Here is a 14850-nt window from a genome sequence, read left to right on the forward strand (position 1 = left end):
GGGGATAACAGGCTGATACCGCCCAAGAGTTCATATCGACGGCGGTGTTTGGCACCTCGATGTCGGCTCATCACATCCTGGGGCTGAAGCCGGTCCCAAGGGTATGGCTGTTCGCCATTTAAAGTGGTACGCGAGCTGGGTTTAGAACGTCGTGAGACAGTTCGGTCCCTATCTGCCGTGGACGTTTGAGATTTGAGAGGGGCTGCTCCTAGTACGAGAGGACCGGAGTGGACGAACCTCTGGTGTTCCGGTTGTCACGCCAGTGGCATTGCCGGGTAGCTATGTTCGGGAAAGATAACCGCTGAAAGCATCTAAGCGGGAAACTTGCCTCAAGATGAGATCTCACTGGAACCTTGAGTTCCCTGAAGGGCCGTCGAAGACTACGACGTTGATAGGTTGGGTGTGTAAGCGCTGTGAGGCGTTGAGCTAACCAATACTAATTGCCCGTGAGGCTTGACCATATAACACCCAAGCAATTTGCTGACCTGAGAAGGCACCAGATTGCGGTGTGTGAAGACGAAACGAACCGAAAGTTCGAAGCGCACAAACACCGAAAGCTGTCACATACCCAATTTGCTGAAGCGAGGCCATCTGGTCACGAGTCAGTACCCGAATTTCTTGACGACCATAGAGCGTTGGAACCACCTGATCCCATCCCGAACTCAGCAGTGAAACGATGCATCGCCGATGGTAGTGTGGGGTTTCCCCATGTGAGAGTAGGTCATCGTCAAGATTAAATTCGAAACCCCAATTGCGAAAGCAGTTGGGGTTTTGTTTTGCCTGCGGGAAAGTTTTCAGCCTGCTACCGGGGAAATTCATCCTGAAGTGGATGGCGAGTTTTGGTATGGTGCAGCTCGTTTTTTAACGGACTGATATCCGGCCCACGGATCGGCACTCATTTATGTCAAAGAGTTGCTGTAGAAATGCCTGAACCAATCCCAATCAAGGATCATGAAAAAGAGACGCGGCTGGTCAACAAACGATTGATCGCCTGCGCTCTGTTTGTCTTCGCCATCAGCTGCGCTCTGGTGGTGCGCCTGTACATCCTCCAGGTCGTGGAATTCGACTATCACTCGACCATCTCCGAAAACAATCGCGTCCATGTCCTCCCGATACCGCCGACGCGTGGATTGATCTACGACCGCAACGGTGTGTTGCTCGCCGACAATCGCCCCAGCTACAACCTGACCATCACCCGTGAGCGTGCCACCGACGTCAATCAAGAATTGGACGAAGTCATCAACTTGCTGCACTTGCCTGCTGAAGACCGCACGATATTCGACAAGGCGATGAAGCAATCCCGGCATCCGTTCACACCGGTCACCCTGTTTTATGAGCTGACGGAAGAGCAGATTGCCGTCCTGGCGGTTAATGAATTTCGTCTGCCGGGTATTGATGTCGAGCCGCAGTTTGTCCGGCACTATCCCCTTGGGGCCCATTTCGCCCATTCGATTGGTTATGTCGGTCGGATCAATGAAAAAGAATCGAAGACCCTCGATTCCGTTGAATACCGAGGTACGCAATCCATTGGTAAAACTGGTATCGAGCGTTTTTATGAAGCGCAGTTGCACGGCCATGTCGGTTACGAAGAAGTGGAAACCAATGCTCAAGGCCGCGTGCTGCGGGTGCTCAAGCACACGGATCCGGTTCCAGGTAAAAACATCATCCTTAGCCTCGATGTAAAGCTGCAGGAAGCTGCCGAAGCTGCTTTGGGTGACCGTCGTGGTTCAGTGGTAGCCCTTGATCCGTCCACGGGAGAAGTGCTGGCGATGGTCAGCAATCCGAGCTTCGATCCGAATCTGTTCGTGACTGGCATCAGCTCAAAGGAATATTCAGCGTTGCGTGATTCCATCGACCGTCCGCTGTTTAACCGCGTACTGCGCGGCCTGTACGCCCCAGGCTCGACGATCAAACCGGAAGTCGCCATCGCAGGGCTGGACGCAGGCGTCGTGACCCCGCAGACCCGCGTATACGATCCCGGCTACTACCAATTACCGGACTTCGATCACAAGTATCGCAACTGGAACCACAGCGGTGATGGTTGGGTGGACATGGACGCGGCGATCATGCGCTCGAACGACACCTACTTCTATGATCTGGCGCACAAGCTTGGCATCGATCGTCTGCACGACTACATGGCGATGTTCGGCCTTGGTGAAAAAGTCTCGCTGGACATGTTTGAAGAGTCCCCCGGTCTGATGCCGTCGCAAGCGTGGAAACGCGCTACACGGCGGCAGGCCTGGTATCCCGGCGAGACAGTTATTCTCGGCATCGGCCAGGGCTACATGCAGGTCACCCCGCTGCAATTGGCCCAAGCCACGGCACTGATTGCCAACAAAGGGATATGGAATCGGCCGCACCTGGCCAAGTCGGTCGACGGTGTAGCGCCGGTTGACGAGCACCCGATGCCGAACATTCTGCTCAAGGATCCGCGTGATTGGGAGCAGGTCAACCACGGTATGCAGATGGTCATGCACGATGCTCGAGGCATCGCCCGAGCGGCGGCTGCGGGGGCGCAATACCGCATCGCTGGCAAGAGTGGTACGGCGCAAGTGGTGGCGATCAAGCAGGGTGAGCGCTACAACCGTGAGAAAACCCTCGAGCGCCACCGTGACAACGCCCTGTTTGTAGGATTTGCACCGGCCGAACATCCAAAGATCGCCATCTCGGTAATGATCGAGAACGGCGAGGCGGGTGGTCGTGTTGCCGGTCCAGTAGTGCGGCAGATCATGGACGCCTGGTTACTCGATCAGGATGGTCACCTTAAACCTCAATACGCTGCGCCGAGCAAAGCGCCGGGCGATCCTCACGTCTGAGGCGTAACGGTTTCACAGCACAGGCTCCCGTAAGTGAGCCTGTGATTACGCACCGGGTACCGGGCAACTCATATCACCTTCCTCACATTTCAAATACTGCTTCAGCGTTTCTACTCTGGCCTTGGTTAACGCGTTAAGACAACTACTGTAAACCAATGGATAAACACTCCCGCCCGCCACCCCGGATGCCGAAAACTTGCACTCGGCATCCCGAAAGCTGACCCATGCCCGCTGCGCGTTGACCAGCAGCTTCTTTCCGTCCGGGTTGTCCTTAAGGCGCCCGGTGACCTGCTGATAGAGCGTATTCAATTCCTTGTCCGCCGCTTTGAAGGCTTGCCCCGCGCATTGATTCATCGTCGCCTGATCGCTGGCGTTGGCGCAATCAACGGCGGCATGGGCGAAAGGGGCAAACAAAAAAGGCACAGAGGCCATAAGCAAACGTACTGACATAAGGTTCTCGCTATCTCGAGTGGAAAGAGTGTATCGATTGTTATGTACGTAGCCGGGAGGCCTCAAGCAAGCGATCCGCAGTGGCGGTGATTTCCTCGCCTTCATGCAACTGCTCCAGCCAGTGTTCGGGAATCGCCCGAGCGCCGTAGTAAGCACCTGCCAACTGACCGACGATAGCAGCCGTTGTATCCGCATCATCACCGAGATTGGCTGCTTTCAACACCGCTTCGGCGAATGTCTGCGTATGGTGAAAGCACCACAAAGCGGCTTCCAGAGCTTGCACGCTGTAACCGCTGCCTTTGATTTCGTTTGCCGTTTTTTCGAGGTACTCACCTCGCGCAATCGCAACCACCTTAGGCTGGGAAAGCTGGAGCAGTGGCGACCGCCGAAGCTGTGTTTTCTCCGCTCCCTCAAGCGCTCGTGCGATCAGATCAGCCAGCAATTGGCAGCACTCGATTGCCTCCGGCGCCGCATGGGTTGTGCGCGAACTGTCGGCAGCTTGGATCTGGATCTGTCGAGCGTCCGGAAAATAAAACAGCACAACTGGTGCCAACCGCATCAGCGACCCGTTACCAGCAGTCAACGGATCAGTCGACCCTGCGAAAGGCTCTCCGGTTCGCTGATACTGTTGCAGCGCCTGGCTGACGGTCATGCCGATGTCGAAACATTCTCCGGTGGAGCTTAGGTATCCCCATTTCCACCAATTGAGATAGCGGCCCATCTGATCAGCCGCGTCGAAACCGTTTTTGCGCAGCAGGCTCTCAGCCAGGCACAGTGCCATTGAAGTGTCATCGGTCCATTGCCCTGGCTTGAGCTGGAACGGGCCACCGCCGACCATGTCGCTCAGCGGCTGGAATGATCCTCGCGGCTGGAACTCAACCGTTGTGCCGACCGCATCGCCGCAAGCCAGGCCGAGGAGGGCGCCGCGATACCGATCGGCAAGAGAGGGCTGCATGATTCGTCCTTGTTTCTGCGGATTCGCTGGAAAGATAACAGGTCATGCGGCGCCGATCACAGAGCGCAAACTACCGCAGAATGTGTCCGCTCGAATCGGTGTCTGCAGCGCTTCGATACAACTTCGCATTGGACATGTGGTCATACAAGCCTAGTGTTCAGAACAGGAGGTGACGTATGAAACCAGTACCTAACAGTTTCGAACGCAAGATCAAGCTCAAGGCGTCGCGTTCCCACGTCTGGCGTGCATTGGTCGATGCAGAGGCGTTTGGCCAGTGGTTTGGCGTGGCGCTCGAGGGCCGGCGTTTCATTGCCGGCGAGTGGACGCAGGGCCAGGTCACGTACCCCGGTTATGAACACGTATTGTGGAATGTGCTGATCGAGCGGGTCGAGCCGCAGCAGTTGTTTTCTTTCCGCTGGCACCCGTATGCGGTCAACCCGAAGATCGACTACTCACAAGAGCCGACCACGCTGGTCAAGTTCGAATTGCAGGACTTCGAAGACGGCACACTACTCAAGGTCTCGGAATCCGGCTTCGCGCACATCCCTGATATCCGTCAGAAAGAGGCGTATTACATGGACAGTCGCGGCTGGGAGGAGCAGTTGAGCAGGCTTGAACAGTTTCTCGCCGAAAGCGCCAGGGCTCGTGAAAGCGGCGGTGCCTGACAGGTCTAAGGGTTTTCGGAAGTGTTTGTATGGCGAATGTCTTACACGCGTTGGTAGCTTTTACGACTATTGCTGATTGGATCCACTGGGTAATCTACACACATCAACTGAGACACAGGGAGTGTTTCAGGATCATGGACGATCGACCATCGCAAGGATCGCTGCCGACAGGGAGTCGATAATGGTCTTGGGAAAAACCCGCTTCGGCGGGTTTTTTTTCGCCTGAATGCAGGAGCCGCCGAAGGCTGCGATCTTTTGATCCTGCCTTTGAAAGCCAAGTCAAAAAGATCACAGCCTGCGCGAATTTCACTCCATTACGAAGCAATCAACTGCCGCAACACATAATGCAGAATCCCCCCGGATTTGAAGTACTCAACTTCATTCAAGGTATCAATCCGGCACAAGACTTCAATCTTCTCCTGACGCCCATCCTCGCGAGTGATAACCAGCGGCAGGTTCATCCGCGGCGTCAGCTCGACGCCGGTCAATCCCAGAATCTCGAACGTCTCTTTGCCGGTCAGATTGAGGCTCTTGCGGTTCTGATCAAGCTTGAACTGCAACGGCAGCACACCCATGCCGACCAGATTCGAGCGGTGAATGCGTTCGAAGCTCTCCGCAATCACGGCTTTAACGCCCAGCAGATTGGTGCCTTTCGCCGCCCAGTCACGGCTCGATCCTGTGCCGTACTCCTGACCGGCAATCACCACCAGCGGCGTGTCCGACGCCTGATATTTCATCGCTGCATCGTAGATGGCCATTTTTTCCCCGGTGGGGATGTAAATGGTGTTGCCGCCTTCCTCGCCGCCAAGCATTTCGTTGCGAATACGGATGTTGGCAAACGTGCCGCGCATCATCACTTCATGATTGCCGCGACGGGAACCGTAGGAGTTGAAATCGCGCGGTTCGACGCCTTTTTCCTGCAGATACCGCCCGGCCGGGCTGTCGATCTTGATGTTGCCGGCGGGGGAGATGTGGTCGGTGGTCACTGAATCGCCGAGCAAGGCCAAAACCCGCGCACCTTTGACGTCTTTGACTTCCGGCAGCGGGCCGGAAATGTCGTCGAAGAAAGGTGGATGCTGAATGTAGGTCGAATCGTCCTGCCAGACGTATGTGGCCGCTTGCGGCACCTCGATGGCCTGCCATTGTTCGTCGCCGGCAAACACTTCGGCGTATTCCTTGTGGAACATCGCCGTATTGACCTGATTCACCGCTTCGGCGATTTCCCGGCTGCTCGGCCAGATATCGCGCAGGTACACCGGATTGCCCTGCTGATCCTCGCCCAGCGGTTCGCTGCTGATATCGGTGCGCACGCTGCCAGCCAGTGCGTAAGCGACGACCAGCGGAGGCGAGGCCAGCCAGTTGGTTTTCACCAGTGGGTGTACGCGACCTTCGAAGTTGCGGTTGCCGGACAGGACTGATGCGACGGTCAGATCGGCCTTTTGAATGGCTTTCTCGATCGGCTCCGGCAGTGGCCCGGAGTTGCCGATGCAGGTGGTGCAGCCGTAACCGACCAACGAAAAACCGAGCTGATCAAGGTACTGAGTCAGCCCGGCAGCCTTGTAATAGTCGGTGACGACTTTCGAACCGGGGGCCAGTGAGCTTTTGACCCAGGGCTTGCGCGTCAGACCTTTCTCGACGGCTTTCTTCGCCAGCAACCCGGCCGCCATCATCACGCTCGGGTTGGAAGTGTTGGTGCAGGAAGTGATCGCGGCGATGACCACGGCACCGTTTTTCAGGCGATAGGTCTTGCCCTCGTATTCGTAGTCCGCTTCGCCGACCAGATCGGCGTTGCCCACCGCCACGCCGCCACCGCCCTCGCTTTCCAGGCGTCCTTCTTCCTTGCTGGTCGGTTTGAATTGCAGGTCGATGAAATCACTGAAGGCCTGTGCGACGTTCGGCAGCGAGACGCGATCCTGCGGCCGTTTCGGCCCGGCCAGACTGGCTTCGACGCTGCCCATGTCCAGCGCCAGGCTGTCGGTGAACACCGGCTCCTGACCAGGCAGACGCCACAGGCCTTGAGCCTTGGTGTAGGCCTCGACCAGCTTCACCACTTCCGGCGGCCGGCCGGACAAGCGCAGGTATTCCAGCGTGACATCGTCGACCGGGAAGAAGCCGCATGTCGCACCGTATTCCGGGGCCATATTGGCGATGGTCGCGCGGTCGGCCAGTGGCAGGTCGGCGAGACCGTCGCCATAGAATTCGACGAATTTGCCGACCACGCCTTTCTTGCGCAGCATCTGCGTCACGGTCAGCACCAGATCGGTGGCGGTGATGCCTTCCTTGAGCTTGCCGGTGAGTTTGAAGCCGATCACTTCCGGGATCAGCATCGATACCGGTTGCCCAAGCATCGCCGCTTCCGCTTCGATCCCGCCAACGCCCCAGCCGAGTACGCCGAGGCCGTTGATCATGGTGGTGTGTGAGTCGGTGCCGACCAGCGTGTCGGGGAACGCGTAGGTGCGGCCATCCTCGTCTTTGGTCCAGACGGTGCGGCCGAGGTACTCAAGGTTGACCTGGTGGCAGATGCCGGTACCCGGCGGGACCACGCTGAAGTTATCGAACGCACTCTGGCCCCAGCGCAGGAAGGCATAGCGCTCGCCGTTGCGTTGCATTTCGATGTCGACGTTCTGTTCAAACGCACTGGCGCTGCCAAACTTGTCGACCATCACCGAGTGGTCGATCACCAGATCCACCGGCGACAACGGATTGATCCGTTGCGGGTCGCCACCAGCCTTGGCCATCGCCGCGCGCATTGCGGCGAGGTCGACCACGGCGGGCACACCGGTAAAATCCTGCATCAATACGCGGGCAGGGCGGTACTGGATTTCGCGATCGGAGCGGCGCTCCTTAAGCCAGGCGGCGATGGCCTTGAGGTCAGCGCCGGTGACGGTTTTTTCGTCTTCCCAGCGCAGCAGATTTTCCAGCAGGACCTTCAACGACATCGGCAGCTTGTCGAGGTCGCCCAGGCTTTTGGCGGCTTCCGGCAGGCTGAAATAGTGGTAGGTCGTGGCGTCGATTTGTAGGGTTTTCAGTGACTTCAGACTATCGAGGGACGGCATTACGATCACTCCTTTGAGTCCGCACGGCTACGGACTGAGGGGACGGGCAGAGCATTAAACCTAGCCCTGTTTTGAGTAGCTGGCTAATAACTGGACTCTATCGGCGCAACCATGGTTCCGACTTCAGCTATCATGCGCCGGTTTTCGTGACAGGCATTGCGGCAACGCAAGGCTTGAGCATCGCGCAGCGGCCGAATGATCGACCGCTGCCCAGGAGTAAGAATGAACACCCTATTCATGCATTGCCGGCCCGGCTTCGAAGGCGAAGTCTGTTCGGAGATTTCCGATCTCGCCGCCCGTCTCAATGTCGCCGGTTACGCCAAAGCCAAAACCGCCACGGCCTGCGCCGAGTTTGTCTGCACTGAAGCGGACGGCGCCGAACGCCTGATGCGCGGTCAGCGTTTCGCCGAATTGATCTTCCCGCGGCAGTGGGCGCGGGGCTTTTTCATTGATCTGCCGGAAAACGACCGGATCAGTGTGATTCTCGCGCACATGGCCGATTTCCCGGTGTTTGGCAGTCTGTGGCTGGAAGTGGTCGATACCAATGACGGCAAGGAACTGTCGAACTTCTGCAAGAAGTTCGAAGGCCCGCTGCGCAAGGCGCTGACCGCCGCTGGCAAACTGGTGGAAGACGCCAGCAAGCCGCGTTTGTTGCTGACTTTCAAGAGTGGCCGCGAAGTATTTCTCGGCATGGCCGATGCCGGCAATTCGGCGATGTGGCCGATGGGCATTCCGCGCCTGAAGTTTCCTCGCGAGGCGCCCAGCCGTTCGACCTTGAAGCTGGAAGAAGCGTGGCATCACTTCATTCCACGTGATCAGTGGGAAGACCGCCTGCACAGCGACATGACCGGCGTCGATCTCGGCGCCGCGCCGGGCGGCTGGACCTGGCAACTGGTCAACCGGGGCATGCTGGTGACGGCGATCGACAACGGCCCGATGGCTGAAAGCCTGATGGAAACCGGGCTGGTCCAGCATCTGATGGCGGACGGTTTTACCTTCAAGCCCAAACAGCCGGTGGACTGGATGGTTTGCGACATTGTCGAGAAACCGGCGCGTAACGCGGCGATGCTGGAAGAGTGGATCGGCGAAGGACATTGCCGCGAAGCAGTGGTCAACCTGAAGCTGCCGATGAAGCAGCGTTATGCCGAAGTGAAACGTCTGCTCGAGCGCATTGCCGATGGATTCAAGGCGCGTGGGATCAAGGTTGATATCGGCTGCAAGCAGCTATACCACGACCGCGAGGAAGTGACTTGCCATCTGCGCCGGCACGACACCAGGAAAACCAAAACGCGCTGATACAACACTGAACCTGTGGGAGCGAGCCTGCTCGCGAGAGCGGTGGGGCTGACGGATTGCCTTCGCGAGCAGGCTCGCTCCCAGATGGGTTGGACGATATCCCAAGCAATGCGCGACAATGCCGGCCAGTTTCTGGAGTGAACCATGAGTGAAATGATCGATACCCCGGTCGACGGCACCCTCGACGCCACCGGCCTCAATTGCCCGGAACCGGTGATGATGTTGCACCAGCACATCCGCGATCTGGTGCCCGGCGGCCTGCTCAAGGTGATCGCCACCGATCCCTCGACCAAGCGCGATATCCCCAAGTTCTGCGTGTTTCTTGACCATGAACTGGTCAGCCAGCATGAACAGGCCGGCACCTATCTGTACTGGATTCGCAAGAAGTCCTGACTCCGGGCAAAAAAAGACCTGCAAATGCAGGTCTTTTTTATGGGTGATCAACCCATCGAACGACTGATCCGAATCCGCTTGCGCGCGCTGCATGTCAGCCGGATCGACAGCATCAGTGCAGCGCAGCTCAAACCGACGATCAAACCCTGCCACAAACCGCTCGGCCCACGTGGCTCACCGAGCCAATCGGTCAGGCCCAGCGCGTAACCGACCGGCAAACCAATCCCCCAGTAGGCGAACAGGGTCAGGATCATCGTCACCCGAGTATCCTGATAGCCGCGCAGCGCGCCGGCGGCAGTCACCTGAATTGCATCGGAAAACTGGAACAGCGCCGAGTAGACAATCAGCATTGCCGCAATGTGAATCACCGTTGGATCAGCGGTATAGATCGCCGCAATCGGCTCGCGCAGCGCCAGCATCAGGCTCGCCGACAGGCAGGCGTAGGCCAGCGCCGTGCCCATGCCGACTCCAGCGGCAAAACGTGCCTCTCGCGGTTCCTCGCGGCCCAGCGCCTGGCCGACACGCACGGTGACCGCCATGCCCAGCGAATAGGGAATCATGAACACCAGGGAGCTGACGTTCAGCGCGATCTGATGCCCGGCCACCACCGTCGCGCCGAGGCTGCCGATCAGCAGGGCGATCACGGCGAAGATGCTCGACTCGGCAAACACCGCGATGCCGATCGGCAGACCAATCGACAGCAGACGTTTGATCACCGCCCACTGCGGCCAGTCGAAACGGCTGAACAGTTCGCTTGAGCGATAGGCTGGTGCCCAGCGTTCGTACCCGGCCAGGCCCAGCGCCATTACCCACATCACGATCGCCGTGGCCCAGCCGCAACCGACGCCGCCCATGGCCGGTACGCCGAAGTGGCCATAAATGAAGATGTAGTTCAGCGGGATGTTCAATGCCAGACCGCACAGGCCCAGCACCATGGCCGGGCGGGTGCGGCCGATGCCGTCGCTGGTGCAGCGCAGCACGTGATAGAAGGCCACCGCCGGCAAGCCGCTGGCGATGCCGTGCAGATATTGCATGCAGGGGCCGATCAGCTCGGGATCGACCTTCATCAGGTGCAGCACCGGTTCGGCGGCGACCAGCATCGAGGTGGCGATCAATCCGACTACCAAGGCCAGCCATAACGCCTGACGCACGATCGGGCCAATTTCGCTGTGCTTGCCGGCGCCGAAACGCTGGGCGACTTTTGGTGTGGTGGCCAGCAGGGTGCCAGTCATCAACAGAAACACCGGAACCCAGATCGAGTTGCCCAGTGCCACTGCCGCCAAGTCCTTGGGCCCGACGCGCCCGGCCATCACCGCATCGACGAAGCCCATGGCCGTGGTCGCCAGTTGCGCGATGATGATCGGCAGGGCGAGGGCGAGCAGGTTTTTCAACTCCAGGCGAATCCGCGCAGGGCGGCTCAGCGAGACGGCGACAGGTTGGTCAGTTACAGGGTTCACAGGCAAAGCGTCCAGAAAGTATTGATGCGCAGAGCGGCGCATTCTACGCCGCTGACGCCTCGGTCAGGAAATATCCTCTGTTGCGTATTTGTAAGCGCAAACCCTGCTGGCTGATCGACGCGTCAGCACCTAAACTGCCGATCCGCCCAAGGAGCCCGCCATGCTGATTGTTGCCGACGAAAATATCCCGCTGCTCGATGCCTTTTTTGCCGGTTTCGGCGACATCCGCCGAGTGCCGGGCCGCTCCATTGACCGCGCGACGGTCGAGCACGCCGATGTGTTGCTGGTGCGTTCGGTGACCCACGTCAATCGCGCGCTGCTTGAAGGCAGCAAGGTGCGCTTTGTCGGCACCTGCACCATCGGCACCGATCATCTGGATCTTGATTACTTCACCGAGGCCGGGATCTGCTGGTCGAGCGCGCCGGGTTGCAATGCCCGTGGTGTAGTCGACTACGTACTGGGCAGTCTGATGACACTGGCCGAAATCGAAGGGGCTGATCTGACGCAGCGTACTTACGGTGTCGTCGGCGCCGGTGAAGTGGGGGGGCGCTTGATCAAGGTCCTGAAAGGCCTGGGCTGGAACGTCAAGGTTTGCGACCCGCCGCGTCAGGCTGCCGAGGGCGGCGATTATGTCAGCCTCGAGCAGATCATCGAACAGTGCGACGTGATCAGTCTGCATACACCTTTGACTCGCAATGGCGACGACGCGACGTGGCACCTGTTCGATCAACAGCGTTTGCAGCAACTCAAGCAGGGTGCCTGGCTGATCAACGCGGCGCGCGGCCCTGTGGTGGATAACGTTGCGCTGCGTGAGGTGCTGCTGGAGCGCGAGGACCTGCAAGCGGTGCTCGACGTCTGGGAGAAGGAACCGGAAGTCGACCCTGCGCTGGCCGAGCTCTGCGTTTTGGCCACGCCCCATATTGCCGGTTACAGCCTCGACGGCAAGCAACGCGGGACCGCGCAAATCTATCAGGCCTACTGCGCTTTCAGCGGCCAACCTGCAGCTATCCAGCTCAGCGATCTGCTGCCAGCAACCTGGTTGTCGGAAGTTTCCCTGCACGGTGACAGCGATCCGGCGTGGGCGTTGGCGATGTTGTGCCGGGGCGTGTACGACCCGCGCCGCGATGATGCGGATTTCCGCCGCAGTCTGGTGGGGAATGTCGCCGAGCAGCGTGCGGCGTTTGACGTGTTGCGCAAGCAATATCCGGTGCGACGCGAGATCGAAGGGCTGAAGGTGCGAATTGAAGGTGATGCGCCCAGGTTGCGGCAGATTGTGGCGGCGCTGGGGGCAACCCGTGTCCTGTAGGAGCTGTCGAGTGAAACGAGGCTGCGATCTCTTGATCTTGCTTTTTGAAGATTAAAAGATCGCAGCCTTCGGCAGCTCCTACACGATTCGCAGCTAAATTACAGACATAAAAAACCCGGCCAATCAGGGCCGGGTCAGGAAGACGGTGGCTACATCACTCTTGTTCGGCAGGCTTGACCAATCGCTTCTCCAGTTCGCGGCAAGCGTCCTGGATCATGTCTTCAGTGATCGGTACTTCGCGGCCCTGCTCATCGATAATCGAGCAACCCAGAGACTGGTCGGGTTTGGTGCGGATCACTTCAATCTTGTCTTCGCTGCTGTGTTGCAAGGACATGGCCTGTCTCCTCATCAGGTTGTGTGCCTAAGTTAAAACCGCCACGTGACCAGGCTGTGACAACTCCCTGCGGTCTGTCGGCGGGCGGCATCTCTACTCAAACAGAAATGACCGCTCGTCTCAACCGCAACCTTAGACCAATCGTTTCTAGCATCCGGACATCCCGGGCATATTTAACCTGACTCATTGTGATTTACAGAGTTCCACCCCATCTGAGTCTGTAGGCTGGCCCGATCCATCTGCGCAGACGTGAACTCCATGATCTCCATGCTCTCTTCCCGACACCGGCGCGCCCTGCGCCTGACCAGTCATTTTCTCCTGCCGTACCGCTGGCATGCCTTCGGCGCTCTACTCGCGCTGATCGTCACCGCCGGCATTACCCTGTCGATGGGGCAGGGCATCAAGTTGTTGGTAGACCAGGGTTTCATGACCCGTTCGCCGCATCTGCTCAATCAGTCCATCGGCATTTTCATGTTGCTGGTGCTCGGGCTGGCGCTGGGCACCTTTGCCCGTTTCTATCTGGTGTCGTGGATAGGCGAGCGCGTGGTCGCCGACATTCGCCGCCAAGTGTTCAATCACTTGGTGTATCTGCATCCGGGCTTTTATGAGGACAACCGCAGCTCGGAAATCCAGTCGCGCCTGACCGCTGATACCACGCTGCTGCAATCGGTGATCGGCTCGTCGCTCTCGCTGTTCCTGCGCAATCTGCTGATGGTCATCGGTGGTGTGGTGCTGCTGTTCATCACCAATCCGAAGTTGACCAGCATTGTCGTGATTGCACTGCCGCTGGTGATCGCGCCAATCCTGATTTTCGGCCGCCGTGTGCGCAATCTGTCGCGCCAGAGCCAGGACCGTATCGCCGACATTGGCAGCTATGTGTCGGAAACCCTCGGCCAGATCAAAACCGTGCAAGCCTACAACCACCAGGTGCAGGACGAGCAGCGTTTCGCCTCGACCGTCGAGCAGGCGTTCGAAACTGCGCGCAAACGGATTTTCCAGCGAGCGTGGTTGATCACTTTGGTGATCGTGCTGGTGCTTGGCGCGGTGGCGGTGATGTTGTGGGTCGGCGGCATGGATGTGATGGCCGGGCGGATATCAGCCGGCGAGCTGGCGGCATTCGTTTTTTACAGCCTGATTGTCGGCAGCGCGTTCGGCACGCTGAGCGAAGTGATCGGCGAACTGCAACGCGCTGCGGGCGCTGCTGAACGCATCGCAGAATTGCTGCGCTCGGAAAACATCATCCAGCCACCGTCGACCGGACTGGTCACTTTGCCAGCGCGAGTCAAAGGAGAACTTGAACTGCGCGACGCGCGTTTTTCCTACCCGTCGCGTCCGCAAAGCTACGCAGTTGATGGCTTGAATCTGACGGTGAGGGCGGGCGAAACCCTGGCATTGGTGGGGCCGTCGGGCGCGGGCAAGTCCACGGTTTACGACTTGTTGCTGCGCTTCTACGATCCACGCGAGGGGCAGATTCTCCTCGATGGCGTGCCGCTGACCAGCCTTGACCCGCTGGATCTGCGCCGCTGTTTCGCCCTGGTCTCGCAAACCCCTGCATTGTTCTTCGGCAGTGTGGAGGACAACATCCGCTACGGTTGCCCGACGGCCACGCTTGAACAGGTCAAGGAAGCTGCGCGAATTGCCCACGCCCACGACTTCATCGAACAAATGCCGGACGGCTATCAAACTCATCTGGGCGACGGCGGCCTCGGGTTGTCCGGCGGTCAGCGCCAACGTCTGGCCATTGCCCGCGCCTTGCTGGTAGACGCGCCGATCCTGCTTTTGGACGAAGCCACCAGCGCCCTCGACGCACAGAGCGAGCATCTGATCCAGCAGGCCCTGCCAACGCTGATGGAAAACCGCACTACGTTGGTGATCGCGCACCGACTGGCCACGGTGAAGAACGCTGACCGCATTGCAGTGATGGATCAAGGCAAGCTGGTAGCGGTGGGGACACATCAGCAATTGATCGCCAGCAATCCGCTGTACGCACGGCTGGCGGCGTTGCAGTTTAATGATGGCCAGCCTGATTAACCGACCCAGTAACCGACCCAGTAATGCGCCATAAAAAATGCCCGTATCTCACGATACGGGCATTTTTCATTCTCCGGCGGTCGCTGCCTGC

11 protein-coding genes and 2 rRNA genes (1 of these 13 cut by a window edge) are annotated in these 14850 nt (G+C 58.7%); 8 read left to right on the forward strand and 5 right to left on the reverse strand.

The annotated features are described in order from the left end of the window. The 3 genes from AB4N47_RS05435 to mrdA all read left to right on the forward strand — a co-directional run. Window positions 1–461: ribosomal RNA gene (locus AB4N47_RS05435) — 23S ribosomal RNA — on the forward strand (it extends 2433 nt beyond the left edge of the window). Window positions 462–617: 156 nt separating this feature from the next. Then, a 5S ribosomal RNA gene (rrf, locus tag AB4N47_RS05440) occupies window positions 618–733 on the forward strand. A 190-nt stretch (window positions 734–923) separates the two neighbouring features. After that, window positions 924–2816, forward strand: coding sequence for a penicillin-binding protein 2 (gene mrdA, locus AB4N47_RS05445; protein ID WP_341637048.1), 1893 nt, complete (start codon window positions 924–926; stop codon window positions 2814–2816). Window positions 2817–2861: 45 nt separating this feature from the next. On the opposite strand, the gene AB4N47_RS05450 is transcribed toward mrdA, so the two are convergent. Both AB4N47_RS05450 and AB4N47_RS05455 read right to left on the reverse strand, forming a co-directional pair. Beyond that, the gene (locus tag AB4N47_RS05450; protein WP_341637049.1) at window positions 2862–3266 is read right to left on the reverse strand and encodes a lysozyme inhibitor LprI family protein; all 405 of its coding nucleotides are present in this window, start codon (window positions 3264–3266) and stop codon (window positions 2862–2864) included. Window positions 3267–3306: 40 nt separating this feature from the next. Beyond that, window positions 3307–4221, reverse strand: coding sequence for an ADP-ribosylglycohydrolase family protein (locus AB4N47_RS05455; RefSeq protein WP_341637050.1), 915 nt, complete (start codon window positions 4219–4221; stop codon window positions 3307–3309). Between the two features lie 176 nt (window positions 4222–4397). Here AB4N47_RS05455 and AB4N47_RS05460 point away from each other — a divergent pair, with 176 nt between their 5' ends. Continuing rightward, on the forward strand, window positions 4398–4886 hold the full coding sequence (locus tag AB4N47_RS05460; RefSeq protein WP_341637051.1) for an SRPBCC family protein: 489 nt from the start codon (window positions 4398–4400) through the stop codon (window positions 4884–4886). Between the two features lie 314 nt (window positions 4887–5200). Here AB4N47_RS05460 and acnA read toward each other — a convergent pair whose 3' ends face one another. After that, the gene (gene acnA / locus AB4N47_RS05465) at window positions 5201–7942 is read right to left on the reverse strand and encodes an aconitate hydratase AcnA (RefSeq protein ID WP_341637052.1); all 2742 of its coding nucleotides are present in this window, start codon (window positions 7940–7942) and stop codon (window positions 5201–5203) included. A 222-nt stretch (window positions 7943–8164) separates the two neighbouring features. Here acnA and rlmM point away from each other — a divergent pair, with 222 nt between their 5' ends. Beyond that, complete coding sequence (gene rlmM, locus AB4N47_RS05470; RefSeq protein ID WP_341637053.1) at window positions 8165–9238, forward strand: 23S rRNA (cytidine(2498)-2'-O)-methyltransferase RlmM; 1074 nt, start codon at window positions 8165–8167, stop codon at window positions 9236–9238. A 144-nt stretch (window positions 9239–9382) separates the two neighbouring features. Continuing rightward, the gene (gene tusA / locus AB4N47_RS05475) at window positions 9383–9631 is read left to right on the forward strand and encodes a sulfurtransferase TusA (RefSeq protein ID WP_122699495.1); all 249 of its coding nucleotides are present in this window, start codon (window positions 9383–9385) and stop codon (window positions 9629–9631) included. A 47-nt stretch (window positions 9632–9678) separates the two neighbouring features. On the opposite strand, the gene AB4N47_RS05480 is transcribed toward tusA, so the two are convergent. Next, a complete protein-coding gene (locus AB4N47_RS05480) occupies window positions 9679–11088 on the reverse strand; it encodes an MATE family efflux transporter (protein ID WP_341637054.1) in 1410 nt (469 codons plus the stop codon). 160 nt (window positions 11089–11248) lie between these two features. Here AB4N47_RS05480 and pdxB point away from each other — a divergent pair, with 160 nt between their 5' ends. Then, entirely contained in the window at window positions 11249–12394 is a 1146-nt protein-coding gene (pdxB, locus tag AB4N47_RS05485; RefSeq protein ID WP_341637055.1) for a 4-phosphoerythronate dehydrogenase PdxB, read from the forward strand. A gap of 154 nt (window positions 12395–12548) precedes the next feature. Here pdxB and AB4N47_RS05490 read toward each other — a convergent pair whose 3' ends face one another. Next, window positions 12549–12728, reverse strand: a complete 180-nt coding sequence (locus AB4N47_RS05490; RefSeq protein WP_024013646.1) for a PA1571 family protein — start codon at window positions 12726–12728, stop codon at window positions 12549–12551. Window positions 12729–12986: 258 nt separating this feature from the next. Between AB4N47_RS05490 and AB4N47_RS05495 the strand changes: the two genes are divergently transcribed. Further along, window positions 12987–14759 (forward strand): ABC transporter transmembrane domain-containing protein, encoded by a 1773-nt coding sequence (locus AB4N47_RS05495; RefSeq protein ID WP_341637056.1) that lies wholly within the window; start codon window positions 12987–12989, stop codon window positions 14757–14759. Window positions 14760–14850 lie beyond the last annotated feature (91 nt).

This window comes from Pseudomonas sp. S3_G06, assembly GCF_054667565.1.